The following is a 25,757-nucleotide window of genomic DNA, read 5'->3' on the forward strand; positions in this document are numbered from 1 at the left end:
ATTTCTACAATCCCTTTACCAAGAAGATTCTTATTAGAAAGATGAGAAGAAAAATGGACCAAGGGAAAAGAGCATTTCTACAGCGACTGGGCGTATTAACCGCCGGAGCTGCGCTGGTACCACTGGCAGATGCTGGCTGGCAGATGGAGCCGATACGAAAACACGGTGATATCAAACGGCGTTATGCCATGTTGATTGATTTGCGCCGCTGCATTGGCTGCCAAGCCTGTACTGTCAGTTGCGCCATTGAAAACCAACTGCCACAGGGCCAGTTCCGCACCACGGTCAATCAGTATCAGATTGCATTATCGGGTGCTGAAAGTGTGACTAACGTATTGCTACCTCGCCTGTGCAATCACTGTGACAACCCGCCTTGCGTGCCGGTTTGCCCGGTGCAAGCCACTTATCAGCGGCAAGATGGCATTGTGGTTATCGATAATACCCGCTGCGTGGGGTGTGCCTATTGTGTGCAGGCCTGCCCTTATGAAGCGCGCTTTATCAACCACAGCACTCAAACTGCCGATAAATGCACTTTTTGTGTTCATCGTCTTGATGCCGGGCTATTGCCTGCCTGTGTGGAGTCCTGCGTCGGTGGGGCGCGAATTATTGGGGACTTACGTGATGGCAACAGCACATTACGTAAAATGCTGTTAGAGCATGCCGTTGACATCAAAGTGTTGAAACCGGAACAAGGTACTCATCCGCAGGTATTTTATCTCGGATTAGACGAGGTATTTACGCGCCCATTACAGGGCCAGCCCGCACTCTGGCAGGAGGTCCACCTATGATCCGCGAAATTTTAGCTCGGCCACAAGATATCGCCTGGTTGCCGTGGGCGGTGCAGTATTTCTTCTTTATTGGCTTGGCATGTGGGGCGGTATTATTTGCCGGTGGGCAGCGGATGCTGGCGCGCCGGGGGGTCTTATCCGCGCAACAAAGTCAACTGGAGTTCGCCGCGCTGATGCTGGCCGTCACTGCGGTGGTGGTGGCGCCATTGGCACTTAATGCGGACCTGCATCAACCCGCGCGCGTCTGGCATTTTTACGTGCACTTTACTCCGTGGTCGTGGATGTCATGGGGTTCCCTCTTTTTGCCGCTGTTTAGTCTTTGTGTCGTGGGTTATTTTCTGGCACTGATTTATAGCCGACTGAAAGCAAAACCTTTGCCGCGGTTACTCAGTGGATTAGCGCTGCTTGGTGCACTTTCTGCTATCAGTATTTTGCTTTATACCGGCCGCGAGGTATCGGTATTACGCGCCCAGCCGCTGTGGTTCAGTTGGTGGCTACCGCTGTTTATTTTCCTGACTGCTTGTCAGTCCATCCCGCCCTTGTTGGCAATGTGGTTATGGCGGGCGCCGCAATATCAACCATCACTGGCCGGTTGGCAATTCGCAAACTTAGCGCTACTGGCGCTGGTTACTCTGCTGTGGGCCAGTGGTGATAATCCTTCAGCGCAAGCTTTACGTCAGTGGGCGGTTCAGTCCCCGCTCACCGCCGCATTCCCACTCATGTTGTGGTTGGCACTGTTCGGGCTGGCCTTATTGATGTGGAATAAGAGATTACCGGTCTTCGTGGTGGCGATACAGGTCGTAGTCGCCTTGACATTATGCTGGTCGGTGCGGTGGTTGCTGCTGATGCAAACGCAAACATTGCCTAAATACAACGTGTTAGCTAATCCTTATTCCCTGCCGCTCGGCAGTGAAGGATTGCTGGCAATTATCGGCACTTTCGGATTATGGGTAGCAGCAATCATTGCTATCCGTGAAAGTGTCAGATGGCTTGAGCAAAAAGTATCAGGCGCAAACCGAGCTGAAGGGGAAATACATCATGGCTAAGTCCACACGGCGTCAATGGTTAAAAGGCAGTCTGGCCTTGGGGGGCGTGGTGGCATTTGGTGCCAGCTATCATGCCGTGGCACGAAAAACATTGGCCGGGCTGATGGATGGCAGTGCGGGAAAGCTCACTCTTGACCCTATCAGTGCCAATGCTTTGCCGCTCGAAGGGAGGGTGGGGCAACAGTGGCAGGCCAATCCGCAACAGGCGGTTTCGATGACTCAGTGTTTCGGCTGCTGGACTCTGTGTGGCTTGCGAGTGCGTGTTGATACCCAACAGAATAAAATCTTGCGCATCGCTGGCAACCCTTATCATCCCTTATCTCATGACCACCATTTCCCTTATCAGTTACCTCTGAGTGAGGCGCTGCAACGGTTGGGCGGCGAGCAAGGTCTGGCCGGGCGTTCAACCGCCTGTGCCAGAGGCGCGACTTTGCTGGAGGGGGTCGATAGTCCGTATCGCATCACTAAGCCGATGAAGCGGGTTGGGCCACGGGGCAGTGGCCAATGGCAGCGTATTAGTTTTGAACAATTAGTGGCCGAGGTCACTGACGGCGGTGATCTATTCGGCGAGGGGCCGGTTGAGGGGCTGCGGGCGATCCGTGATTTAGTCACCCCCATTGATGCGAAGCAGCCGTCGCTCGGGCCGAAAGCGAATCAGTTGCTGGTGACCAATGCCGGTGATGATGGGCGCGATGCTTTTATCCAGCGCTTTGCTAACCAGGCATTTGGCACTAAAAACCTGGGCAGCCACGGTGCCTATTGTGGGCTGGCTTATCGTGCCGGTTCTGGCGCGCTGATGGGGGATTTAGACAAAAATGCCCATGTTAAGCCCGATTGGGATAACGTGCGTTTTGCGCTGTTTTTGGGCACCTCACCGGCGCAATCGGGTAACCCATTTAAACGCCAAGGGCGTCAGCTAGCCAATGCCCGCCAACGCGATGACTTTAACTATGTGGTCGTCGCGCCCGCCTTGCCGCTCACCACCACCTTGGCTAATCAGCATAACCGCTGGGTGCCAGTACTGCCCGGCACCGATGCGGCGCTGGCGATGGGGATGCTCCACTGGATTATCGAACAAAATCGCTTTAATCGCAGCTATCTGGCGCTGCCCGGAGAGGCCGCAATGCAAGCGGCTGGTGAACGCAGTTGGACCAATGCCAGCCACTTGGTTATCACCACCGAAACGCATCCATTGGCAGGGCAGTTTCTGCGGGCTAGCCAGCTAAGTGGCGAGCCAGTGGCCGAGGGAGAAGAAAGCCCGATATTAGTCCAAGCGACTGATGGCACCTTACAACCGGCGGCACAAGCACTACAAGCGGAGCTGTTCGTCACGCGGCAAGTCACTTTGCATGATGGGCAAAGTGTTAATGTGCAATCGGGTATGGCATGCCTCCAGCAAGCTGCCGCCCGCTTTTCACTGGCGCAATACAGTCAGCAATGCGGCGTGCCGGAAACCACGATTATCGGCTTGGCGCGCGAGTTCACAGCTTATCAGCGTCAGGCGGCGGTGATTTCTCATGGCGGCATGATGGGCGGCAATGGTTTTTATACCACTTGGGCCGTCATGATGCTGAATGCGATGATTGGCAACCTAAACCTGAAAGGGGGGGTGTCGGTCGGTGGCGGCAAATTTGATGGTTTTGCTGATGGGCCGCGCTACCAACTGGCAACCTTCACCGGCATGGTGAAGCCAAAAGGTTTACCGCTATCGCGCAGCAAGCAACCTTATGAAAAATCAGAAGAGTATCAGCAAAAAATTCAGCAAGGCCAGCCGGGTTATCCGGCTCGTGGGCCGTGGTATCCCTTTGTCGGCGGGCAATTAACTGAACAGCTAGCTCCGGCACTGGCAGGTTATCCTTATCCCTTGAAAGCTTGGATAAGCCATATGACCAACCCGCTGTATGGGGTCGCGGGTTTGCGCAATCTGATTGAGGAAAAACTGCAAGATCCGCGTCAGTTACCGCTGTTTATCGCCATTGATGCTTTTATGAATGAAACCACCGCCTTGGCGGATTATATCGTGCCGGATACCCACAATTTCGAGAGCTGGGGATTCAGTGCACCTTGGGCCGGAGTGTTGGTAAAAGCCAGTACTGCCCGGTGGCCGGTGGTCGAGTCGCGCACTGCTCGCACTGCGCAGGGCGAGCCGGTGGCAATGGAAAGCTTCTTGATTGCGGTGGCCAAAGCCCTGCAATTACCGGGCTTTGGTGCCAATGCGATGCAAGACAACCAAGGTAATTATTTGTCGCTGGATCGGGCAGAAGATTATTACTTACGGGCGGCGGCGAATATTGCTTATGGTGGTGAAAAACCACTGCCACCAGCAGTAGATGATGAACTGCGGCTAACCGGTGTGGATCGTTTATGGCCCGCTTTGCAACAGAGTTTACAAGCTGATGAGCAGCGCCGAGTGGCGTATTTGTTGGCGCGTGGCGGGCGCTTTGCTCCTTACGAGAAAAGTTGGAATGGCGATGCCACCGGCCCGCAATGGAAAAAACCCCTGCAAATCTGGAATGAGAATGTAGCGAAACATCATCATGCCATTACCGGTGAGCGCTATAGCGGCTGCCCGACTTGGTATCCTCCTCGTCTGGCTGATGGCTCGGATGTGTTTGAACATTACCCGGCGACGGACTGGCCACTGCGCTTGATGTCGTTTAAATCCCATCTGATGAGCAGCTCTACCGCGATGATTGAGCGCTTACGGGCGGTTAAAGCGACCAATTTGGTGGCGATTAATCCGTCTGATGCCCGCCGCTATGGGATACAACACGGTGATGTGGTGCAACTGATGACACCGGGGGGCCAGATGGAAGTTCAGGTCAGTTTATTGGATGGCGTAATGCCGGGTGTTGTTGCTATTGAGCATGGTTATGGACATCGTGAAATGGGGGCCAGAACCCATTTACTGGATGGGGTAAAAATGGCGGCAGACCCGCGCATTGGTCAAGGAACCAATTTGAATGATTTAGGTTTTACTGATCCAACGCGCGAAGTGCCTAACACTTGGCTGGATTGGGTGAGCGGCGCGGCGGTGCGGCAGGGGTTACCGGCCAAATTACAATTGATAAGCTAATGGACATGAATTTCTAGTCGGGCGGCAGCATCGAGTGGTGGCTTTGTCATGAGTGTGTATAAATCCCTCGCAGTTAAAGAGGGATTTATTATTTCTAAATCAGGATGTTTTCAGTGTATAAATTAGCGATGCTAATAATTACGGGAAAACAGCCAATGTCAGTGGCGAAACTCAGTGCCAGCTTACTGGTACTTGGCGGTCTGTTGGGCTACTTCGGTGCCGATTGGCAGAGCAAATCATTACTGATTGCGGCCGCCATTGCACTGCTGGCGGGGGTTGTCGCCTCCGGTTTTACTGATCGCGCTCCTCGCGGCAAATAGTCACTGGAGCTTTAAAAGCCGCCCGGCGGCCAATGAATGGCGCGATACTGTGCACAATCATTCCTACCATCACTAATCCCATCCCCAACAGCGATAACCCCGTCGGCAGTGGCGCTGCCAGCCAAAGCATCTCGCCAAGTAAAGCAAACAGCACTTCCCCGGATTGGGTGGCTTCCACCGCCGCCAGTTTCGAATAATCTTTTTTAACCAGATTGGTGGCGGCAAAAAACAGCAAAGTGGCGATGACGCCAGAGAACAACGCGACCAGCAAGGATTGGTTGATTTGTGCCGCTGACGGCCAACCGGTCTGTGACCAACCGTAGTACGACAGCAACAACCAAAAAGGTAAACTGGCGAGGGTCATATTGAGCACCCGCTGTAAGGTATCCACATCGCCTTGGCAGATATCCATCATTTTGCGATTACCTAATGGATACATAAATGCCGCCAAAGTTACCGGCAAAATACACCATAAAGTTTGTTGTAGGCTGAGTGTTTGGGCATGTTGCCACTGCATTAATGCTACGCCGAGGAGAATCAACAGTGACCAGCGCAGGTCTTTAAAGGGGATTTTCCCTCGCACCCGTTGTAAGCCAGCAGGAGTCGATATTGGTTGCTTAAAAAGTGGGATCAACAGAGAGCCAGCAATAATGGTTATTTGCCAAGAACCGGCAACCAGCCAGCCCTCGCCATAAGCACCCGCCAGGCTGAGTGAGGCATAGAATAGCCCGAAACCGACTGTGCTCCACAGCAGATAGCCCGGCCAATATTGGTATAAATGGTGCAGACTTTGTACTAGCTGGCCGCGCAGCAATACCAATAACAACAACATGGGGGCCATAAAAATAAAACGCAGTGCGGCGCTCCAAACCCAGCTCCCCCCACCGAGATCCATGGCGCGATTAAGAATAAAAGTAAAAGCAAAAAACAACGAAGCGGCAAGACCATAACAAATCGCGCGCATTATTTTACTCATTAGCGCTGAAAGGAATAAAACAGGAATATCGGTAATTACCGTTGGCGTCAAGTTTTGCTCTATGGCAAAAAACGCTAAAGATGTGTGATGGCGATGTTTCGGGTATTATATGTGCCGCACGGGGTGACCGGTGCCAGAATATCAGTTCTATTGCGCGATGATTTACCGTGGTTAGCTGTTTACGTAGTTACGTAACCCATTGAGCAGTAATAAACTATTATCAGTAACCTCTCTGAAAAACAGGAACGTACACCATGCCAGTGTTACATAACCGAATTTCTAATGAGGAACTTAAAGCGCGCATGTTGGCTGAAACCGAACCGCGTACCACAGTTTCTTTTTATAAATATTTCACGTTGGAAGATGCAAAAGCCTTCCGCGATAACCTCTATAGCCAATTTGTTAAGCTCGGTGTTTTTGGCCGGGTTTATGTGGCAAAAGAGGGGATTAATGCACAAATTAGCGTACCCGCTAATCGCTATGACGAATTTAAAGTCGCGCTGTTTGCTTCACATCCGGCGTTGAACCAAGTACGGCTAAATGTTGCTCATGAAGATGACGGTAAGTCATTTTGGGTGCTGCGCATGAAGGTTCGCGAACGTATTGTGGCTGATGGTATCGATGATGACAGTTTCGATCCCAGCAATATCGGGCACTATTTGAAGGCCGATCAGGTTAATCAGATGATTGATGACCCTGATACCCTATTTGTCGACATGCGTAATCACTATGAATACGAAGTGGGTCATTTCGAAAACGCGATAGAAGTGCCATCAGATACCTTCCGCGAGCAACTGCCTATGGCGGTCGATATGCTCCAACATGACAAAGATAAGAATATTGTTATGTATTGCACCGGCGGGATTCGCTGCGAAAAAGCCAGTGCTTATATGCTGCATAATGGCTTCAAAAACGTCTATCACGTTGAAGGCGGGATTATTGAATATGCCCGTAAAGCCAAAGAACAGGGGTTGCCGCTGAAATTTATCGGTAAAAACTTTGTGTTTGATGAGCGGATGGGCGAGCGGATCTCTGAGGATGTGATTGCGCATTGCCATCAGTGTGGAACGGCATGTGATACACACACTAACTGTAAGAATGATGGTTGCCACTTACTGTTTATTCAGTGCCCAAGTTGTGCGGCAAAATTCGAAGGTTGTTGTAGCGAGATTTGCCAGGAAGAATTGCAGCTGCCGCAGGAAGAACAACGTTCTCGCCGGGCAGGGCGCGAAAATGGCATTAAGATTTTTAATAAGTCGAAGGGATTGCTACAAACAACAATGCATATTCCAGTGCCAGATAACAGCACAGACAAGAAATAATCATACCTAAAGTTATCGGTATTGCAGCTAACACTGCTGCAACTTGAGGTTGAAAGGAAATACATCACTTAACCTGCTGGCTGTGCTATTAAAATAAGACGTTGTCGGTTATTTTATCCGGTAGCGTCTTTTTTTTGCCATTTTGAGCGGTGGCGGTTCCAATACAAGGATTGATAATGACAACACCTGTGGTAAGTAACCAAGGTTTACGGTTAGTTGCAATGTTGGCAATGCTGGTAGTGATTATGGCTGGAATTAAGGCCGCATCACCTATTGTAGTGCCGTTTTTATTGGCGATCTTCCTCGCTATCGTATTGAACCCTTTGGTTAAATTATTACAGAGAATAAAAATCCCCCGAACATTGGCGATTGTCTTATTAGTCACCATTATTGTATTACTGATGGCATTACTCTTTAGTCGCTTAGGTTCTTCACTCAATGAATTTGCCCGCTCATTACCGCAATATCGCGGCATGATGCTGGAGAAAATGCGCGATCTGCAAGAATTCTCAATGCGCTTTAATATTGAGTTCTCGGTGGATGACATTATGAAGCATGTCGATCCCAGTACCGCCATGAACTTTATTACCCGCCTGCTTAGCCACTTGTCTGGTGCTATGGCTAGCACGTTCTTGCTGCTAATGACCGTGGTCTTTATGTTATTTGAAGTGGAACGCCTGCCTTATAAAATGCAGTTGATGTTTGATAATCCAGAAAAAGGCAATGCGATTCTCAAACGCGCACTGAATGGCGTGACACATTATCTGGTCATTAAGACCATTATTAGCATTGCAACAGGGATTGTTATTTGGTTATTCCTGGCGGCGATGGGGGTGAGGTTTGCTTTCCTGTGGGGGTTACTGGCTTTCGTTTTGAATTACATTCCCAATATCGGGTCAGTATTAGCCGCCATTCCGCCCATCATTCAAGCCTTACTCTTTAACGGTTTTGCCGATGCGTTTGCCGTTACCTGCGGTTATATTCTCATTAACTTGATTGGCGGTAACATCATTGACCCACGGATGATGGGGCGGGGTTTAGGTTTATCAACGCTGGTGGTGTTCCTATCGTTAATTTTCTGGGGATGGCTATTGGGGCCGGTAGGTATGTTGCTTTCAGTACCTTTGACTATTATTGTCAAGATTGCACTTGAGTTAACGCCTGCCGGTTATAAATTTGCGGTGTTACTGAGTGATGGTAAACCGGCTAAAATCGAGTCGGATAAAGTTAGCTGATAATGCGAGCTTAAGCCGAAAAGGGCCACAGATAGATGGATATCTGCTGGCCCTGACTGAAAATAAGTAAGATGTTGGAAGCCTGAATTAATAGAAAAAGAAATAAATATCTAGTGCTAGCAGAATCAGCCATAAGCAGATATAGAGCACCAGATGCTCCCGCACATTATTGATAACCATTGAGAGCAATTTATTTAACATGCGACTGCCTGCGGCTAAAATTATCCCCCATTATATACTCTTCGAACCTGAAATTGCAGGGGGTTAGCTACATTCACTCGCCAAGGTCATTTATCAATTAATTCTGTCATGTTTTTTATAGAAGACGACTTGGTTATATAAATAACCTCAGTATAAATACTTAAAGACGTTATAAATAAAACACAGTTCCAGACGATTTCTGACTTTTATTTTCTCGGTGATATGACGTTTGTGTGAGTAAACTGTGCTGTCGCTAATATTCAACTTTCTAGCGATACGATAATTAGGCATTTCTGTCATCCAATAACACATGACTTTATGTTCTTGCGGGCTGAACAGTGATGAGGAGCATGATGGGAGTTCTTCACCGATATCATCTGAAGAGCCAGATAACATTTTTAATAGCTCAGGCAAATGCCTTTTAGCCAGGATTGAGACTGAATCAGTAAGAGGAATAGGTGTTTCACTAAATGGGTATGATGCATCCAGATAAATATAAACCTTTGCACTACTACAGCAACTGATAAATTTCTCTAATAAAGGGCAATGTCCACCGAATCGACAATATTGCGTAAGATTAACAATTATTATCTCAGGATTAAAATCGTGAATAGCCAATGTTGCCTGGGCAACGGTAGGCACATCCATTAAATTAAGAGATATAGCGTTATTTAAATAAGTATTTACCCCAGAACGGGTATAAAAGCATTCGTCGATAATTAATATTTTCATGTGACATACATCCTTGTCTAACAGCAACCATACCTGACTGCATACAAGGATAAGGTAATCCCCTGACGACTAAGACGTCAATTCGGGATTTACGAGGTTTTTTTGCGGATATAACGAATAAACTACCTGATAATAATTTGAATAGCAGTATTTCACACTAAAAAGAAAATGTCAGCAAATTGAATAAAATACCGATGACTCATTTGAAATAGAAATGGTCATCGGCAGGCGTCATGAGAATAATTTGTGCGTACTGATACTACAAACTCGCAAAGCGAGACAAGGAAAATGCTGAAATATCAATAGGCGAGGCTTTGTCTTGTGCAAATAGCGCTGCGACTTCACCCAGAGCAGTGGCAAATTTAAAGCCATGACCACTTAAGCCAGTTACCACCATGATATTGGGGTTATCAGGTAAGGTATCGATGATGAAATCTTCATCAGGGCTCATATCATAACTGCAGGCGGCTCCACGGAGGCAGACGCCAACGCCAGGTAAAAAATTGCGTAAAAAGCCAAAAACTTCAGTGCCATCTTCGGCATAACTGCCGAAAGGTTTCCGCTGCGCGGCAGATTCAATGGGTTGTCCACCATTGTGCTTACCGAGTTTTAGCTCATCATTTTGTGAAGGGAAACCGTAATAGTGGATATTATCCGGAGTTTCGACGGTGAATGCTGGGAAATGGTTATTTTCACTGTAGCGACCATCGGCATGATGCCAGGAAAAGACTTTGCGCACTGCTGTCACCGGCAACTCTGGTAGCAGCTCTTTGACCCAAGTCCCAGCGGTAACAACCACTTTACGGGCACTGTAGGTGCCATCTATGGTCACGACATCGACACCGTCATCTAACGGCTCAATCGCAGTGACAGGGCAGTTGAAGAGAATGCCACAACCGGCGTCAGTCACGGCTTTGATCAGGGTTTTTATGGCTAATTCAGAACGCAGAAAACCCGCTTGCGGTTCGAACACACCAATATAATTGTCCGGCACGGTAAACACTGGCCACTTTTCACGCACCTGTGTTGCACTTAAGGTTTCTACTGGCAAATTATATTGTTGGGCGCTGTGTTGGGCATTTTGCAGGAAAAGCGAATCATCTGGCCCCAAATTGAGCACGCCACAGTCCTGGAATAACTTTTCACCTGTTTGGGACGACAGTTGATTCCACAAGGCTTGGGCGCGTAATACTAAGGGAACATATTTCTCGCCTTCACCATAAGCATGGCGAATGATTCTGGTATCGCCATGGTGACTTCCCGTTTGATGTGGTGGCATTGCACTGTCAATCATCAACACCTTTAAACCGGCTTGTGAGGCGTAGTAACCTGCGGCAGAGCCAACAGAGCCGCTACCAATGACAATCAAATCGTAGTCCATATTTTCCACCTTGGGGAATATCACTGCAGGCCTTATTTAGCACTCTCTGATTTGCCGCATATCTTTATCGTGGCATTGAACAGAGATATTAAAATGAAAGCTAGCAACGAGCGATAAAAATTAAAACGATAGTAATAACACGGGACTTAGAGGAGAAAAAGGGATGTTAGCCATATTAGGGTGGAAGCGGTTAATAAAAAGGCACCAAGTGATATTCACGGGTGCCTTTTTACAACGCTGAAAATGAACTGGCATAAAGAATTAATGCTTACGATAATCCAAATCTTGATATTCTGATGACTCAATTTTAGCAATGCCTGCTTCTAAGATATTTATTAATTGGCGTGCAACATCAGTCGTCAGCCAGAGTGTTCTATCAACGAGTGCATCTTCTGGCGGTTGATCCATGGAAGACAGGTAATGAAGACGTATCATCATCGCGTCATATGCATCTACAGTGCTGATATCCCAACCTACGAGCGGGTGAGTCTGGATAACTTCATCATTTCTGTCCATAAAGACCCCTTATATAGTAGTTACTGACTGGAGTGACTAACGAGGATCAATGCGGCTCAATACTGAGTGAGCTTTTTTAGTATACGCAACCGCCGCTAAATTTGGAGATTATCCACAGATCTTTACAAATTATTTATTTTCTGATGATTAATTAAGCGACGAGGAAAGTGACAAGAAGAAAATAACAATGCGCAGTTTAAATATGTATATAAAAAAGCCGAGGAGCGACTCCCCGGCAAAACAGCATTACTGTGGGTTACTCTGCATCAAACCAATCGTCAGCGCTTTCCCATATTTCTTGTAATATTTCAGAGATTAGATCTTTATCTGTTTTGGCTCCGCCTAAAACAGACAGATTATTAGCACCCGCATAGCGCACTTGTACGGCGGTACTGGTGTCCGGAAATTTGGTATTCAGTCGTTTACTCAATTCATGAGTTAGCGCTTCGATAGCACCTGCGGGTAATGGGTTTCTTTTATCAATACTGACTTCAACACGCATATTTGGCCCTCCGAATATTTATACTGTTTATTTATACAGTATAAATATTCAGGCCGCAACTAGCAGAGATAAAAAATTTTACTGTAGAGAAGGGCGCTTCCCCACAGTGAAAATTATTAGGCTTTTACTGACCAATTGATAGTTTGGCCAGCGAGGAAAGGAATAATTGATTCATTTCCCAATGGGATTTCTTCTGGTTGTTGGAACGGAGTCCGAACCAACTCAACAAAATCTTCGTTAACAGGCAGGTTATAGAAGCGTGGGCCATTTAAGGAACAGAAAGCTTCCAAATGTTGCAATGCATGCATCTCTTCAAACACGGTGGCGTAAGCCGGTAACGCAGATGGTGCATTGAAGACACCGGCACAGCCGCAAGAAGACTCTTTACGATGTTTGGCATGAGGTGCAGAGTCAGTTCCAAGGAAGAAACGCTCAGAACCGCTGGCCACCGCTTGGCGCAATGCCGCTTGGTGAGTACCACGTTTCAGTATGGGTAAGCAGAACAGGTGAGGGCGAATCCCACCCACCAACATATGATTGCGATTAAACATCAAGTGCTGTGGAGTAATGGTAGCCCCAAGGAAACGATTGCCTGCCAGCACATAATCGGCAGCGTCTTTGGTGGTAATATGCTCAAAGACAATCTTTAATTCAGGAAAATTAAGGCGAATCGGTTCCAGAATTTGATCAATAAAACGCGCTTCACGATCAAAAATATCGACTGCTGCATCCGTCACTTCACCGTGGATCAACAATGGCATGCCGATCTTCTGCATTTGTTCAAACAGAGGATAAATTGCCGGAATATCTGATACACCGTGCGTTGAGTTGGTGGTGGCGTTGGCAGGGTATAACTTGGCTGCGGTAAATACGCCTTCTGTAAAACCACGCGTCAGTTCACTCGCTTTCAGTGTATTAGTCAGGTAGCACGTCATTAATGGCGTGAATTTATGGCCCGCCGGTGTGGCCGCTAAAATACGTTCCCGGTAAGCAATCGCGCTATCGACTGTGGTAATCGGTGGCGTCAGATTTGGCATAACGATGGCCCGGGCGAACACCTCGGAAGTATAGGGCAGCACGGTACTGAGCATTTCGTCATCACGTAAGTGAATATGCCAGTCATCTGGGCGGCGAATTTTCAGGGTGTTAGATTGTGCAGTCATTCAACGGGCTCCGCAGTCATGATGAGATATCGGGGTTTTTATGCTGTTTCTGGCGGGGTCTAAGGATAAGCGGAAAGTGCTCAGGATGCATCTGATTGTTAGGGTTAAGTTGAAAACAATGTAAAAAGGGCATCTTATAGAGGGGCTCGGGGTAAAATTTGCCCGACAGGGTGAGCGATTAATTAGCCATCAAATACGCTAATTGAATGTATAACATGGGAGAATAACTATGGAAGTCCGTGTCATCGCCAGTTTAGTGGCAAAACCTGAATTTACTGCTGCGGTTAAAGCTGCGGTTTATCAAGTGATAGAACCCAGCCGTGAGGAGCAAGGAAATCTGCAATATGATCTCCATGCCGAAAGCGATAAACCAGGTTCTTTTGTGTTTTTCGAGCGCTGGGAATCTGACGAAGCATTGGAAAAACATAATAAAACTGCGCACTTCAAAGAGTTTGTCAAATCGATAGAAGGCAAGCTTGAGAGCATTGAGATAAAGAAAGTGAAGCAGATTGCTTGAGAATCTCATCAAAATAAAAAACCCGCCGGATGGCGGGTTTTTGTATTGTTCAAGCGGCGATTAATCGACCGATTGTGGTTTTGTCGCTGGTGCTGTTGCCTGCGTTGCTGCAGCATGACCACCCGCAGAGCCTTTACCTGCAAAATCAAAGGCTGGACGTTCCCAATGGCCTTGGGCTGGTGATGCCGGAGCATAATCAGGTGCCGGAGCTTTAGTCATTGGAGCTGAAGCATAGTGCTTGAATAACACGCCGTCAGGCTGAGCAACCACTGGCTGTTGAGATACGACAACTGGCGCGGCATCGGTTACTGGTTCAGTAACACTCGCTTCTTCAGTCACATTCTCTGCAACAGTTTCGCTCGCGATTTGCTCTTCAGCGGCAACTTCTGCCACTGGCGTTTCAGTCGCGGCGGTTTCTTCAACTGGGGCTTTTTCAGCAATAACTTCTGGTGCTGGTGCTGCCACAACCGTCTCTTCCACTGCAACTTCTTCCGCTACAGTGGCTTCAACCGCCGTCTCTTCAACTGTTGTCTCTTCAACTACAGCTGCTGGCGCGATGGTCTCTTCAACCACAGTTTCCGCAGCTACAGTTTCTTCAACTACTGTCTCTTCAACTACAGGCTCGACCGCGGTTGGAGCAGGTGCAATTGCGGCGATGGCTTCAGTTTCAGGTGCAATTTCAGCCACTGGTGCTACAGCTTCAACAGCAATCGCTGGCTCGACAACCACAGGTGCGCGGCCAGGTACAGCTGCAGCTGAAGATGAAGAACCGCCTGGTTTATGCTGCGATGCTACTGGGGTTGGGGCCGGAGCGGCAACTTCAGCAACCGTGGTAACAACCGGAGCGACGACGACAGGGGCTGCAATCATCGGAGTAGTAACGGCGGCGACTGCAACTTCTTGCACTTGCTCTACAGGCAATTGCTCTTCAACCGGATTTTCCACAAAGGCGGCTTGTTCGATCGGTTGAGCTACTGGGTAACGCACCCACACTTTGCCCGATGCCATTTCTGGAGAGGCAAAAGCGCCCGCCAGAGGCATAGCAGACTGTGTCGGGTAACGTTCATCACGATAGCGACGACGACGCTGACCACTGACACGCAGATGGCGAGGTGAACGGCGAGAACGACGCGGCATGCCATTTTCATTATTGGCATTACGATCGTTAGCCACGTCATCATCAGCTTGAGGGGTTGCTTGTGGCAATAATTTCACTTCTTCCTGTACGATTGGCGCGGCAATGTTAGCCACCGGCTCGCTAGCAGGACTTTCCAAAACATTCAGCTCATCATTGGCAGATTGAATACGGACTTTCTGATTCAATTGGCGACGCTGACGGCGCTGCATTACCTGTTGACGTTCTTCTTGCTCTGGCTGCTGTACCTCTTCTACAACACTGACCTCGGCAACATCAACTTTAGCTTTAACATCTTGTGGAGCCTGGCGTTTGTCATCTTGACGACGACGTTGACGATCACCACGACGCTGCGGCTGCTGCTCTTCACGCTGTGCTTTATCCGCATCAACCACTTCAGTCTGTGCCTGTGGTGCCGCAGCTTGTTGAGTAGGACGTTTGTTGCGACGCTGATCTTCACGGCCTTCGCGATTGGAATTATCACGATTGGTGTTGTCACGGCCTGAGTTATCGCGACCTTCACGTGGTGTGCGGTCATTGCGATCTTTACGGCCATTGTTCTGACGACGAGGATTACGGCGGTCATTACGGCGATTTTCGCTGGTTTCAGTTTTTTCAGCTTCAACCGGTTTGACTTCAGCTTCTGCTGAACCAGCGAAAATACCCTTCAGGCCACTGAACAGACGGCTAAAGAAGCCTGGTTGCTCTGGCGTTGTTGATGCCGCAGCCTGTGGTGCCACTGTTGGCTTAACCGTCGCAGTAGCAGGCGTGGCTTCTGGTGGCACTTCAGTTGGTAGAGAGAAAGTTGCCAGCGCCGGTTGTTCTGGACGTTTGCGTTCAATAGCAGCTTCTTCCTGCGGTTGTGCCATTTCTGCTTCATGCAGTTGTGGCAGCAAATAGCTGAGAGAAGGAACTTCTTCACCTTTACGGACGCGCAGCACCGAATAATGCGGGGTTTGCATCTGATCGTTTGGCACGATCACTGCACGTACACCGCCTTGGCGTTTTTCGATGGCATTAACGGATTCACGTTTTTCGTTCAGCAGGTACGAGGCAATCTGTACCGGCACAATCGCGTGAACTTCATGGGTATTTTCTTTCAGCGCTTCTTCTTCAATCAAACGCAGAATAGAAAGTGACAGAGATTCGTTGTCACGTACGGTACCGGTACCGCTACAGCGTGGGCACACATGGTGGCTCGACTCACCTAGTGATGGGCTGAGGCGCTGACGGGACATTTCCAGTAAACCAAAGCGTGAGATGCGGCCAATCTGGATACGCGCGCGGTCTTGACGGACGGCATCACGTAACCGGTTTTCCACTTCACGCTGGTGGCGCACCGGGGTCATATCGATAAAGTCGATAACAATCAGGCCACCCAAGTCACGTAAACGTAACTGACGGGCAATTTCATCTGCCGCTTCAAGGTTGGTATTGAAAGCGGTTTCTTCGATATCGCCACCACGAGTTGCTCGCGCGGAGTTGATATCAATCGCGGTCAAGGCTTCTGTGGTATCGATAACGATAGAGCCACCGGAAGGCAGACGCACTTCACGTTGGAATGCAGATTCAATCTGTGACTCAATCTGGTAGTGGCTGAATAATGGAATTTCACCACTATACAATTTGATTTTGCTGCTGAAATCAGGGCGACCCAGTGCAGCGATATGCTCTTTAGCCAGTTCGAGAACTTTTGGGTTATCGATCAGGATTTCGCCGATGTCCGGGCGCAGATAATCACGGAAAGCACGGACAATCACGTTACTTTCCTGATGAATCAAGAATGGCGCAGGGCGACCTTCAGCGGCTTTTTTTATCGCATCCCAGTGCTTAAGACGGAATGATAAGTCCCATTGCAGCGCATCAGCAGATTTACCAACACCTGCGGTACGCACAATCAGACCCATGCCATCAGGCAATTGCAGGGAGGATAAGGCTTCTTTCAGTTCAGTACGGTCATCACCTTCGATGCGGCGAGAAATACCACCGGCACGTGGGTTGTTTGGCATCAGAACTAAATAACTACCGGCCAGACTGATAAACGTCGTCAGTGCAGCACCTTTATTACCGCGCTCTTCTTTATCAACCTGAACAATAACTTCCTGGCCTTCGCGCAGCACATCTTTGATGTTTGGGCGGCCATGGGAGGAATAATTACTAGGGAAATATTCGCGAGAAATTTCTTTTAGTGGGAGGAAACCATGTCGTTCAGCGCCGTAATCAACAAAAGCGGCTTCCAGACTGGGTTCGATTCGGGTGATTTTGCCTTTGTAAATATTCGCTTTTTTCTGTTCATGACCTGGGCTTTCAATATCCAAATCATACAGCCGCTGTCCATCTACAAGGGCAACACGCAACTCTTCTTGCTGAGTTGCGTTAATCAACATTCTTTTCATCTTTAACTTACTCGTTATTTTTACATTGTCATTAGAACTGCGGGCAAAATAACCTCATGGTCGGGTAAACCGATGACCCCGAGTCTTCTAGCAAAGCCGTCAACCTCACGGTTGTCGCCTGCATAGGGGCGCATTATTTCGGTAAGCCTGTGTTTCTTTCTGAAAAACAGCGCTTTTATATAAAGGGCAGCTTCTGAATATAAGACAACAGAGCTTTACCCACTTGCCGACCAAGCTGCAACCCGCAGCCCGCTAATTGCTTGATTTCACATTACGTCTTACGCCATTGCTGCGTTTTTGTGTGATCAGGCAAAGTTTATTATTCCACTAGTCTCTTGGTCTAACGAGAATCAACGCAGAATTAATCACATTATTCCATTGCTGACACTGATATAGCAAGATGACTTTACCTACCTACGTAAAGATTCTTTTACTGTTTTCACAGTGTTGACGGCTATCGTTGTCTTATTAAACAATAAATGCACGCAAACGTTATCTTTAAATAGCCAGATTCACAGTTAAGCACATAAAAAGGGGTGGCGCTAATTCCTCGGTGTATTTAGAATCGCGCCCCATGAAAACGAATAATCCAGTAGTACAATTAATCACCATTTCTGCCGACGAAGCGGGTCAGCGGATCGATAACTTTTTGCTCACTAAATTGAAAGGTGTGCCAAAGAGTATGATCTACCGAATCGTTCGCAAAGGTGAGGTCCGCGTTAATAAAGGGCGTATTAAGCCAGAATATAAACTGGTTGACGGTGATGTGGTGCGTGTACCGCCGGTACGTGTTGCTGAGCGCGAAGAGATTCAGGTATCAGCTAAACTTGATAAAGTTGCCGCGCTGGCCGAGTGCATTTTATTTGAAGATGACTATCTGTTAGTGCTGAACAAACCTTCTGGCACTGCGGTGCATGGCGGCAGCGGTTTGAGTTTTGGCGTTATTGAAGCATTGCGGGCATTGCGCCCGGAGGCTCGCTTCCTGGAATTGGTCCACCGCCTTGACCGCGATACTTCCGGTGTGTTGTTGGTCGCCAAAAAACGCTCGGCTTTACGTTCGTTGCATGAACAGTTGCGTTTGAAAGGAATGCAGAAAGACTATTTAGCGTTAGTGCGTGGTCAATGGCAACCTCATTGCAAAGCGGTACAGGCACCTTTGCTTAAAAATATTATGCAGAGTGGCGAGCGCATGGTGAAAGTCAGCAGCGAAGGCAAACCCTCAGAAACGCGCTTTAAAATAGAAGAACGTTTTGAACATGCTACGTTGGTCAAAGCCAGCCCCATTACTGGCCGGACACACCAAATTCGTGTTCATGCCCTGCATGCTGGCCACCCGATTGCCTTTGATGATCGTTACGGCGACCGTGAATTTGATCAGCAATTGCAAGGGACCGGTCTACACCGTTTGTTCCTGCATGCGGCGGCCCTGCGTTTTGAGCATCCTAATACCGGAGAGACAATGCGCATTGAAGCACCATTAGATAATCAGTTGCGCCATTGCCTGTCGGTATTACGTAAAAAAGCCGCAGTTTAAAAAACGGTCATTTTACCAGTAATGGATTCAGCCCTTGCTCAATCAACATTTGGGTGAGGGCAATTAATGGCAGGCCGATGAGCGTATTTGGATCGCGGCCTGATAACCTATCAAATAATGTAATCCCCAAACCTTCACTTTTAAAACTACCCGCACAATTCCACGGTTGTTCCCGTACTAAATAGCCTTCAATTTCTGCTTTGCTTAACGTGCGGAAATAAACATCAAATGTCTCGCAAAGACAATTATGACTTTCTGTTGCTGTATTTAGCAGCACCAGTCCAGTATAAAAAGTGACACATTGACCGCTGGCTTGTTCTAATTGTTTGACTGCATTTGTATGGTTATGCGGTTTTCCAACAATTTCTCCGTTAATAACACAGACTTGGTCAGAGCCGATAATTAAATGCTGCGGATAACGTGCTGCCAACGCTTTGGCCTTAGCCAAGGCTAATCGTTGCACCAACGCACTGGCGGTTTCTGCGGGTAATGGGGTCTCATCTGCGTCTGGTGCATCAGTAATAAAGGGTAATTGCAGCTTTTCCAGCAGCGCACGGCGATAAGATGATGTTGAGGCAAGAACCAGTTGCGGCATAATATTTTCCATAAATCGTAGCGTAATTTTATCAGGCATTTTAAACTGTCTACCGCTTCGGAAGCGAATATTGGTGAAAGGTGCGGTAAAAAGGCCTTTTTCTTTGACTCTATGTCGTTACAAAGTTAATATGCGCGCCCTATGCAAAAGGTAAAATTACCCCTGACCATTGATGCGGTTCGTACCGCTCAGAAACGTTTAGATTACGCAGGTATCTATTCACCTGAGCAGGTTACACGTGTAGCCGACTCAGTGGTAAGTGTGGACAGCGATGTCGTGGCCTCATTATCGTTTAATATCGATAATCAGCGCCTGGCGGTTATTACAGGTCATGCAGACGTCGATGTAACATTGATGTGTCAGCGCTGTGGTAACACGTTTGCACACCATGTTCATACAACGTATTGTTTTAGCCCGATCGTCAATGATGAGCAGGCTGAAGCATTACCGGAAGCGTACGAGCCGATCGAAGTCGACGAATTTGGCGAAGTTGATCTGCTGGCAATGATTGAAGACGAAATTATTCTTTCACTGCCTGTCGTTCCGGTACATGATTCTGAACACTGTGAAGTGTCCGAGGCGGACATGGTATTTGGCAAACTGCCTGAAGAGGCGGAGAAACCTAATCCATTTGCCGTATTAGCCAGTTTAAAGAAAGTAATTAAGGAGTAAGGTCAATGGCCGTACAACAGAACAAACCAACTCGTTCCAAACGTGGCATGCGCCGTTCACACGATGCGCTGACCACTGCCACTCTGTCTGTGGACAAAACTTCCGGTGAAACTCACCTGCGTCACCACATCACAGCCGACGGTTTCTACCGCGGCCGCAAGGTTATCGGCTGAGTAGTACTTGCTAATCTTTAGCAAGGCGATACCTTGACTTGTCTAACCCTAGCGTTAGATGCAATGGGTGGGGACTTCGGTCCCTGCGTCACAGTGCCTGCTTCATTGCAGGCACTGGCCTCTAATCCACAGCTTAAACTCCTGCTGGTCGGGAACCCCGACACCATCACTCCGTTACTTGTTAATGCCGATCCTTTGTTGCTGGAAAGGTTACAGGTAATCGCCGCTGAGCATGTTATTGCTGGCGATGCTAAACCCTCACAAGCTATCCGTGCCAGCCGTGGTACTTCCATGCGCATAGCATTGGAACTGGTTAAAAACGGCGAAGCCGAAGCTTGCGTGAGTGCAGGGAATACTGGGGCATTGATGGGGTTGGCGAAGATGACTATCAAGCCATTGGATGGAATAGAGCGCCCGGCGTTGATGACCGTCATCCCAAATCAACAGCGCAGCAAAACTGTGGTGTTGGATTTAGGGGCCAACGTTGAATGTGATAGCACGATGTTAGTGCAATTTGCTGTCATGGGTTCGGTGATGGCAGAAGAAGTTGTCGGGATAACCAACCCCCGTGTTGCTTTGCTGAATATCGGTGAAGAGGAAACCAAGGGGCTAGATAATATCCGCGAAGCCGCCGCAGTATTAAAAAATACACCGGCGATCAACTATATTGGTTACCTGGAAGGCAATGATCTGCTGACAGGGAAGACCGATGTAATGGTTTGTGACGGCTTCGTGGGTAACGTCACTCTAAAGACCATGGAAGGTGTGATAAGAATGTTCTTGTCACTGCTCAAATCATCGGGCGATGGCGGTAAACAGTCCTGGTGGCTTAAACTCATTGGGCGTTGGCTGCAAAAACGCGTGGCGAAGCGGTTCGGTCATTTGAACCCCGACCAGTATAATGGTGCATGTCTGTTAGGATTACGGGGCATCGTAATCAAGAGCCACGGCGCGGCGAATCAACGAGCATTCGCCGTCGCAATCGAACAGGCTGTGCAGGCGGTGCAGCGGCAAGTCCCTGAGCGGATTGCCGCGCGCCTTGAAGCGGTATTACCCAAGAGTGACTGATCGTACATGTATACTAAGATTCTCGGTACGGGGAGTTATCTGCCCGTACAAGTGCGCAGTAATGCTGATTTAGAAAAAATGGTGGATACCTCGGACGAGTGGATTGTGACTCGGACAGGTATTCGTGAGCGACGTATCGCTGGTTTGGATGAAACAGTCGCAACCATGGGTTTCCATGCAGCTGAAAAAGCGCTGGAGATGGCCGGTATTGATAAGGACGATATCGGGCTGATTATCGTTGCTACCACCTCCTCAAGTCATGCTTTCCCAAGCTCGGCTTGTCAGGTGCAGCAAATGCTGGGCATTAAAGATTCAGCCTCTTTTGATTTAGCAGCAGCCTGTGCTGGTTTTACCTATGCACTGAGTGTGGCTGATCAATACGTTAAAAGTGGTGCGGTCAAAAATGCCATCGTCATTGGTTCAGATGTGTTGTCTCGCGCATTGAATCCTGAAGACCGCGGCACGATTATTCTGTTTGGTGATGGCGCGGGTGCTGTTGTATTAGGTGCATCTGAAGAACAAGGTATTATTTCGACCCATTTGCATGCTGATGGTCGTTATGGTGATTTGCTGGCGTTACCGTATCAGGATCGCCAACAACAAGACCAACCCGCCTATGTCACGATGGCCGGGAATGAAGTATTTAAAGTTGCGGTGACGGAACTTGCCCACATTGTGGACGAGACGTTGCAGGCCAATAATCTGGATCGCTCAGCGCTGGATTGGCTGGTACCGCATCAAGCTAACCTGCGTATCATCAGCGCAACGGCTAAAAAATTAGGCATGGGGATGGATAAAGTGGTGATCACGCTTGATCGTCATGGCAACACCTCTGCGGCATCTGTACCTGCTGCGCTGGACGAAGCGGTAAGAGATGGGCGTATTCAACGTGGGCAGTTAGTGCTGCTAGAAGCGTTTGGCGGCGGCTTTACCTGGGGCTCTGCGCTGGTTCGTTTTTGATTTAACAGAAAGTCTTTTGATTTAACAGGAAAGCAAAATGTCAAAATTTGCAATGGTATTTCCAGGCCAGGGCTCTCAATCCCTTGGCATGCTGGCTGATTTGGCCGCACAATTTCCGATAGTTGAAGAGACCTTCAGTGAAGCCTCATCTGTTCTGGGCTACTCACTCTGGCAGCTGGTGCAACAAGGCCCAGCTGAAGAATTGAACAAAACGTGGCAGACGCAGCCAGCATTGCTGACAGCCTCTGTGGCTATCTGGCGTGTTTGGCAACATCAGGGCGGCAAACTGCCAGCGATGATGGCAGGCCACAGTCTGGGTGAGTATTCGGCTCTGGTTTGTGCTGGCGTTCTGGATTTCAAACAGGCGGTTCGTCTGGTTGAGTTACGTGGCAAGCTGATGCAGGAAGCGGTACCTGAAGGTACCGGCGCAATGTATGCCATTATCGGTTTGGATAATGAATCCATTGCTAAAGCTTGTGAAGAGTCAGCGCAAGGGCAGGTGGTCTCGCCAGTAAACTTTAACTCACCGGGTCAGGTGGTCATTGCGGGTAATAAAGATGCGGTAGAACGTGCGGGTGCTGCTTGTAAAGCCGCCGGTGCCAAACGCGCATTACCGCTGCCGGTAAGTGTGCCATCCCATTGTGCGCTGATGAAGCCCGCAGCGGACAAATTGGCCATTGCACTGGAAGAGATCGAATTCCAGGCACCATTATTCCCTGTTGTTAACAACGTAGATGTGAAAACTGAAGTGTCACCAGAAGCTATCCGCAGCGCACTGGTGCGTCAGTTATATAATCCGGTACGTTGGACTGAGAGTGTTGAATTTATCGCAGCAGAAGGCGTTGAGCTGCTGTTAGAAGTTGGGCCGGGTAAAGTCTTGACTGGCTTGACCAAGCGTATCGTTGATACTTTAGCTGCAGCACCGGTAAACGATGTTGCCACGCTAACCAGCGCGCTTGAAAACTAAGAAAGAGGGTAACATGAGCTTCGAAGGAAAAATTGCGCTAGTAACTGGCGCTAGTCGCGGTATCGGCCGTGCGATTGCAGAATTATTGGCTGAACGTGGTGCCCGTGTTATTGGTACGGCGACCAGTGAAAAGGGCGCAGAAGCAATTAGCGCCTACCTGGGCGAGCATGGCAAAGGTTTAATGCTGAATGTCGTAGATCCCGCGTCAATCGAGTCAGTTTTGGCAACGATTCGTGCGGAATTTGGAGAAGTCGACATTTTAGTGAATAATGCAGGTATTACGCGTGATAACCTGCTGATGCGTATGAAGGATGAAGAGTGGCAGGATATTATTGACACCGATCTGACTTCCGTATTCCGCCTGTCAAAAGCGGTAATGCGCGCTATGATGAAAAAGCGGTTTGGGCGCATCATCACCATCGGTTCTGTGGTTGGGACAATGGGCAATGCGGGGCAGGTTAACTACGCGGCAGCTAAAGCGGGTCTGATCGGTTTTAGCAAGTCTTTGGCGCGTGAGGTTGCTTCACGTGGCATTACTGTCAACGTTGTGGCACCTGGCTTTATTGAGACAGACATGACGACGGCGTTGACAGATGATCAACGCGCAGGCATTTTAGCCCAAGTACCAGCTAACCGGCTTGGGCAAGCAAAAGAAATCGCCAGCGCTGTTGCATTTTTAGCCTCTGACGAGGCCAGCTACATCTCTGGTGAAACGTTACATGTCAATGGCGGCATGTATATGATTTAAAAATCACGAAAGTATTTGCGTTATTTGAGGTAAAAACCGCAAAATAGCGTAAAATCGTGGTTTGACCAGCCGAGATTTAGTTGCATCTTTTTCAACATTTTATACACTACGAAAACCATCGCGAAAGCGAGTTTTGATAGGAAATTTAAGAGTATGAGCACTATCGAAGAACGCGTTAAGAAAATCATCGTTGAACAACTGGGTGTTAAAGAAGACGAAGTGAAGAACAGTGCTTCTTTCGTTGAAGATCTTGGCGCGGATTCTCTGGACACCGTTGAGCTGGTAATGGCTCTGGAAGAAGAATTTGATACTGAGATTCCAGACGAAGAAGCAGAAAAAATCACTACTGTTCAGGCAGCTATTGATTTTATCAACGCTAACCAGCAGTAAGCGTACATGCTTTAAGTTTAGATAGTTAGGCGGTCACTCGACCGCCTAAGTTTTTTTTGTCCTAAGTGTTATTTTCCCTCCTTGGAGGACAACCGTGTCTAAGCGTCGAGTTGTTGTGACTGGACTGGGCATGTTGTCTCCTGTCGGTAGTACAGTCGAATCCACATGGAAAGCTGTTCTTGCCGGGCAGAGTGGCATCAGCCTGATCGACCATTTCGATACTAGTGCCTATGCAACGCGATTTGCTGGCTTAGTAAAAGATTTCAATTGTGAAGATTACATTTCGCGTAAAGATGCACGCAAAATGGATGCCTTCATACAGTACGGTGTCGCGGCTGGCATGCAAGCCATGCAAGACTCCGGGCTTGAAGTAACAGAAGCCAATGCTTCACGTATCGGTGCCGCTATTGGTTCTGGTATTGGTGGCTTGGGTCTGATTGAAGAAAACCACACCTCGCTGGTGAACGGTGGGCCACGTAAAATCAGCCCATTCTTCGTGCCTTCAACCATTGTTAACATGATTGCCGGCCACTTGACCATTATGTATGGTTTGCGTGGGCCAAGCATCTCTATCGCGACAGCATGTACTTCTGGTGTGCACAACATCGGTCACGCAGCTCGTATCATTGCTTACAATGATGCTGATGTTATGGTGGCCGGTGGGGCTGAAAAGGCCAGTACACCACTGGGTGTTGGTGGCTTTGGTGCTGCTCGAGCATTATCAACTCGCAACGATAACCCACAGGCAGCAAGTCGCCCATGGGATAAAGACCGTGACGGTTTCGTGCTGGGTGATGGCGCTGGCATGATGGTGCTGGAAGAGTACGAACACGCGAAGAAACGTGGCGCGAAAATCTATGCAGAAGTTGTTGGGTTTGGGATGAGCAGCGATGCTTATCACATGACCTCGCCACCGGAAGACGGTTCTGGCGCAGCTCTGGCCATGGTTAATGCTTTACGTGATGCGGGTGTGAGCACGTCTCAAATCGGCTATATCAATGCCCACGGTACCTCAACTCCTGCTGGCGATAAAGCCGAGACGCAGGCAGTTAAGTCTGTATTTGGTGAAGATGCCTATAAAGTGATGGTCAGTTCCACCAAATCCATGACTGGGCACTTGTTAGGTGCGGCAGGTGCAGTTGAGTCTATCTTTACTGTGTTAGCTTTGCGTGATCAGGCCATTCCGCCAACCATTAACCTGGATAACCCAGATGAAGGTTGTGATTTGGACTTTGTACCGCATGAAGCTCGTCAGGTAAAAGATATGGAGTACACCCTGTGTAACTCCTTCGGCTTCGGCGGCACTAACGGTTCTTTGGTTTTCCGTAAGGTATAATCATAACT

The 25,757-nt window shown here is 48.5% G+C and carries 25 protein-coding genes; 16 read left to right on the plus strand and 9 right to left on the minus strand.

Annotated features, from left to right (window positions below; genetic code table 11):
• The first annotated feature begins 53 nt into the window (after positions 1 to 53).
• The 4 genes from ttrB (at position 54) to N0H69_RS11780 (ending at position 5,230) form a co-directional block, all read left to right on the plus strand.
• Positions 54 to 788 carry a tetrathionate reductase subunit TtrB gene (ttrB, locus tag N0H69_RS11765; protein ID WP_050109037.1) on the plus strand — a complete coding sequence of 245 codons (735 nt, stop codon included), beginning with the start codon at positions 54 to 56 and terminating at the stop codon, positions 786 to 788.
• Positions 785 to 1,834, plus strand: coding sequence for a tetrathionate reductase subunit TtrC (gene ttrC / locus N0H69_RS11770; protein ID WP_050151080.1), 1,050 nt, complete (start codon positions 785 to 787; stop codon positions 1,832 to 1,834). Before ttrB ends, ttrC begins: the two co-directional genes overlap by 4 nt.
• Positions 1,827 to 4,910, plus strand: a complete 3,084-nt coding sequence (gene ttrA, locus N0H69_RS11775; RefSeq protein ID WP_050151081.1) for a tetrathionate reductase subunit TtrA — start codon at positions 1,827 to 1,829, stop codon at positions 4,908 to 4,910. Before ttrC ends, ttrA begins: the two co-directional genes overlap by 8 nt.
• 155 nt (positions 4,911 to 5,065) lie before the next feature.
• Positions 5,066 to 5,230 carry a hypothetical protein gene (locus N0H69_RS11780; RefSeq protein WP_172665423.1) on the plus strand — a complete coding sequence of 55 codons (165 nt, stop codon included), beginning with the start codon at positions 5,066 to 5,068 and terminating at the stop codon, positions 5,228 to 5,230.
• Here N0H69_RS11780 and N0H69_RS11785 read toward each other — a convergent pair.
• Positions 5,202 to 6,194 (minus strand): DMT family transporter, encoded by a 993-nt coding sequence (locus N0H69_RS11785; RefSeq protein WP_050151082.1) that lies wholly within the window; start codon positions 6,192 to 6,194, stop codon positions 5,202 to 5,204. The two genes, N0H69_RS11780 and N0H69_RS11785, sit on opposite strands and share 29 nt — an antisense overlap.
• A gap of 266 nt (positions 6,195 to 6,460) precedes the next feature.
• Here N0H69_RS11785 and trhO point away from each other — a divergent pair, with 266 nt between their 5' ends.
• Positions 6,461 to 7,528, plus strand: coding sequence for an oxygen-dependent tRNA uridine(34) hydroxylase TrhO (gene trhO, locus N0H69_RS11790; protein ID WP_050151083.1), 1,068 nt, complete (start codon positions 6,461 to 6,463; stop codon positions 7,526 to 7,528).
• Between the two features lie 176 nt (positions 7,529 to 7,704).
• On the plus strand, positions 7,705 to 8,763 hold the full coding sequence (locus tag N0H69_RS11795; RefSeq protein WP_050121063.1) for an AI-2E family transporter: 1,059 nt from the start codon (positions 7,705 to 7,707) through the stop codon (positions 8,761 to 8,763).
• Between the two features lie 87 nt (positions 8,764 to 8,850).
• Here N0H69_RS11795 and N0H69_RS11800 read toward each other — a convergent pair whose 3' ends face one another.
• The 6 genes from N0H69_RS11800 to pyrC all read right to left on the minus strand — a co-directional run bounded on the left by N0H69_RS11800 (position 8,851) and on the right by pyrC (position 13,258).
• Positions 8,851 to 8,964 (minus strand): DUF2770 family protein, encoded by a 114-nt coding sequence (locus tag N0H69_RS11800; protein ID WP_072077479.1) that lies wholly within the window; start codon positions 8,962 to 8,964, stop codon positions 8,851 to 8,853.
• Between the two features lie 147 nt (positions 8,965 to 9,111).
• Positions 9,112 to 9,696 (minus strand): LuxR C-terminal-related transcriptional regulator, encoded by a 585-nt coding sequence (locus N0H69_RS11805; protein ID WP_050135482.1) that lies wholly within the window; start codon positions 9,694 to 9,696, stop codon positions 9,112 to 9,114.
• A 259-nt stretch (positions 9,697 to 9,955) separates the two neighbouring features.
• Positions 9,956 to 11,077, minus strand: coding sequence for an N-methyl-L-tryptophan oxidase (solA, locus tag N0H69_RS11810; RefSeq protein ID WP_050109045.1), 1,122 nt, complete (start codon positions 11,075 to 11,077; stop codon positions 9,956 to 9,958).
• A 261-nt stretch (positions 11,078 to 11,338) separates the two neighbouring features.
• The gene (bssS, locus tag N0H69_RS11815; RefSeq protein WP_050109046.1) at positions 11,339 to 11,593 is read right to left on the minus strand and encodes a biofilm formation regulator BssS; all 255 of its coding nucleotides are present in this window, start codon (positions 11,591 to 11,593) and stop codon (positions 11,339 to 11,341) included.
• A 256-nt stretch (positions 11,594 to 11,849) separates the two neighbouring features.
• Positions 11,850 to 12,095, minus strand: coding sequence for a DNA damage-inducible protein I (gene dinI, locus N0H69_RS11820; protein ID WP_050109047.1), 246 nt, complete (start codon positions 12,093 to 12,095; stop codon positions 11,850 to 11,852).
• Between the two features lie 116 nt (positions 12,096 to 12,211).
• Entirely contained in the window at positions 12,212 to 13,258 is a 1,047-nt protein-coding gene (pyrC, locus tag N0H69_RS11825; RefSeq protein ID WP_050121066.1) for a dihydroorotase, read from the minus strand.
• A 229-nt stretch (positions 13,259 to 13,487) separates the two neighbouring features.
• Here pyrC and N0H69_RS11830 point away from each other — a divergent pair, with 229 nt between their 5' ends.
• A complete protein-coding gene (locus N0H69_RS11830) occupies positions 13,488 to 13,775 on the plus strand; it encodes a putative quinol monooxygenase (protein WP_050109049.1) in 288 nt (95 codons plus the stop codon).
• 60 nt (positions 13,776 to 13,835) lie between these two features.
• Here N0H69_RS11830 and rne read toward each other — a convergent pair whose 3' ends face one another.
• Positions 13,836 to 17,306: a ribonuclease E gene (rne, locus tag N0H69_RS11835; RefSeq protein WP_050296554.1), complete on the minus strand. Its 3,471-nt coding sequence runs from the start codon at positions 17,304 to 17,306 to the stop codon at positions 13,836 to 13,838.
• Positions 17,307 to 17,880: 574 nt separating this feature from the next.
• On the opposite strand from rne, the gene rluC reads away from it, so the two are divergent.
• Positions 17,881 to 18,840, plus strand: coding sequence for a 23S rRNA pseudouridine(955/2504/2580) synthase RluC (rluC, locus tag N0H69_RS11840; RefSeq protein ID WP_050109181.1), 960 nt, complete (start codon positions 17,881 to 17,883; stop codon positions 18,838 to 18,840).
• 7 nt (positions 18,841 to 18,847) lie between these two features.
• Here rluC and N0H69_RS11845 read toward each other — a convergent pair whose 3' ends face one another.
• Entirely contained in the window at positions 18,848 to 19,435 is a 588-nt protein-coding gene (locus N0H69_RS11845; protein WP_050151085.1) for a Maf family protein, read from the minus strand.
• Positions 19,436 to 19,576: 141 nt separating this feature from the next.
• On the opposite strand from N0H69_RS11845, the gene yceD reads away from it, so the two are divergent.
• From yceD to fabF, 8 genes are all read left to right on the plus strand, one after another.
• On the plus strand, positions 19,577 to 20,107 hold the full coding sequence (gene yceD, locus N0H69_RS11850; protein WP_004709643.1) for a 23S rRNA accumulation protein YceD: 531 nt from the start codon (positions 19,577 to 19,579) through the stop codon (positions 20,105 to 20,107).
• 5 nt (positions 20,108 to 20,112) lie between these two features.
• Positions 20,113 to 20,280, plus strand: coding sequence for a 50S ribosomal protein L32 (gene rpmF / locus N0H69_RS11855; protein ID WP_002210931.1), 168 nt, complete (start codon positions 20,113 to 20,115; stop codon positions 20,278 to 20,280).
• A gap of 33 nt (positions 20,281 to 20,313) precedes the next feature.
• A complete protein-coding gene (plsX, locus tag N0H69_RS11860; RefSeq protein WP_072077480.1) occupies positions 20,314 to 21,348 on the plus strand; it encodes a phosphate acyltransferase PlsX in 1,035 nt (344 codons plus the stop codon).
• 6 nt (positions 21,349 to 21,354) lie between these two features.
• The gene (locus N0H69_RS11865) at positions 21,355 to 22,308 is read left to right on the plus strand and encodes a beta-ketoacyl-ACP synthase III (RefSeq protein WP_050109053.1); all 954 of its coding nucleotides are present in this window, start codon (positions 21,355 to 21,357) and stop codon (positions 22,306 to 22,308) included.
• 37 nt (positions 22,309 to 22,345) lie between these two features.
• A complete protein-coding gene (fabD, locus tag N0H69_RS11870; protein ID WP_050109054.1) occupies positions 22,346 to 23,275 on the plus strand; it encodes an ACP S-malonyltransferase in 930 nt (309 codons plus the stop codon).
• A 13-nt stretch (positions 23,276 to 23,288) separates the two neighbouring features.
• A complete protein-coding gene (gene fabG / locus N0H69_RS11875; protein ID WP_050109055.1) occupies positions 23,289 to 24,023 on the plus strand; it encodes a 3-oxoacyl-ACP reductase FabG in 735 nt (244 codons plus the stop codon).
• A 153-nt stretch (positions 24,024 to 24,176) separates the two neighbouring features.
• Entirely contained in the window at positions 24,177 to 24,413 is a 237-nt protein-coding gene (gene acpP / locus N0H69_RS11880; protein WP_002220787.1) for an acyl carrier protein, read from the plus strand.
• 94 nt (positions 24,414 to 24,507) lie between these two features.
• The gene (fabF, locus tag N0H69_RS11885) at positions 24,508 to 25,749 is read left to right on the plus strand and encodes a beta-ketoacyl-ACP synthase II (RefSeq protein ID WP_072077481.1); all 1,242 of its coding nucleotides are present in this window, start codon (positions 24,508 to 24,510) and stop codon (positions 25,747 to 25,749) included.
• Positions 25,750 to 25,757: the final 8 nt, after the last annotated feature.

Source organism: Yersinia alsatica, from assembly GCF_025133195.1.
In the GTDB taxonomy this organism is placed as follows: Bacteria; Pseudomonadota; Gammaproteobacteria; order Enterobacterales; family Enterobacteriaceae; genus Yersinia; species Yersinia alsatica.

Coding starts and splice junctions, on each gene's coding strand:
- ttrB (WP_050109037.1), top strand. CDS start 54: ATGGACCAAGGGAAAAGAGCATTTCTACAGCGACTGGGCGTATTAACC.
- ttrC (WP_050151080.1), top strand. CDS start 785: ATGATCCGCGAAATTTTAGCTCGGCCACAAGATATCGCCTGGTTGCCG.
- ttrA (WP_050151081.1), top strand. CDS start 1,827: ATGGCTAAGTCCACACGGCGTCAATGGTTAAAAGGCAGTCTGGCCTTG.
- N0H69_RS11780 (WP_172665423.1), top strand. CDS start 5,066: ATGTCAGTGGCGAAACTCAGTGCCAGCTTACTGGTACTTGGCGGTCTG.
- N0H69_RS11785 (WP_050151082.1), bottom strand. CDS start 6,194: ATGCGCGCGATTTGTTATGGTCTTGCCGCTTCGTTGTTTTTTGCTTTT.
- trhO (WP_050151083.1), top strand. CDS start 6,461: ATGCCAGTGTTACATAACCGAATTTCTAATGAGGAACTTAAAGCGCGC.
- N0H69_RS11795 (WP_050121063.1), top strand. CDS start 7,705: ATGACAACACCTGTGGTAAGTAACCAAGGTTTACGGTTAGTTGCAATG.
- N0H69_RS11800 (WP_072077479.1), bottom strand. CDS start 8,964: ATGTTAAATAAATTGCTCTCAATGGTTATCAATAATGTGCGGGAGCAT.
- N0H69_RS11805 (WP_050135482.1), bottom strand. CDS start 9,696: ATGAAAATATTAATTATCGACGAATGCTTTTATACCCGTTCTGGGGTA.
- solA (WP_050109045.1), bottom strand. CDS start 11,077: ATGGACTACGATTTGATTGTCATTGGTAGCGGCTCTGTTGGCTCTGCC.
- bssS (WP_050109046.1), bottom strand. CDS start 11,593: ATGGACAGAAATGATGAAGTTATCCAGACTCACCCGCTCGTAGGTTGG.
- dinI (WP_050109047.1), bottom strand. CDS start 12,095: ATGCGTGTTGAAGTCAGTATTGATAAAAGAAACCCATTACCCGCAGGT.
- pyrC (WP_050121066.1), bottom strand. CDS start 13,258: ATGACTGCACAATCTAACACCCTGAAAATTCGCCGCCCAGATGACTGG.
- N0H69_RS11830 (WP_050109049.1), top strand. CDS start 13,488: ATGGAAGTCCGTGTCATCGCCAGTTTAGTGGCAAAACCTGAATTTACT.
- rne (WP_050296554.1), bottom strand. CDS start 17,306: ATGAAAAGAATGTTGATTAACGCAACTCAGCAAGAAGAGTTGCGTGTT.
- rluC (WP_050109181.1), top strand. CDS start 17,881: ATGAAAACGAATAATCCAGTAGTACAATTAATCACCATTTCTGCCGAC.
- N0H69_RS11845 (WP_050151085.1), bottom strand. CDS start 19,435: ATGCCGCAACTGGTTCTTGCCTCAACATCATCTTATCGCCGTGCGCTG.
- yceD (WP_004709643.1), top strand. CDS start 19,577: ATGCAAAAGGTAAAATTACCCCTGACCATTGATGCGGTTCGTACCGCT.
- rpmF (WP_002210931.1), top strand. CDS start 20,113: ATGGCCGTACAACAGAACAAACCAACTCGTTCCAAACGTGGCATGCGC.
- N0H69_RS11865 (WP_050109053.1), top strand. CDS start 21,355: ATGTATACTAAGATTCTCGGTACGGGGAGTTATCTGCCCGTACAAGTG.
- fabD (WP_050109054.1), top strand. CDS start 22,346: ATGTCAAAATTTGCAATGGTATTTCCAGGCCAGGGCTCTCAATCCCTT.
- fabG (WP_050109055.1), top strand. CDS start 23,289: ATGAGCTTCGAAGGAAAAATTGCGCTAGTAACTGGCGCTAGTCGCGGT.
- acpP (WP_002220787.1), top strand. CDS start 24,177: ATGAGCACTATCGAAGAACGCGTTAAGAAAATCATCGTTGAACAACTG.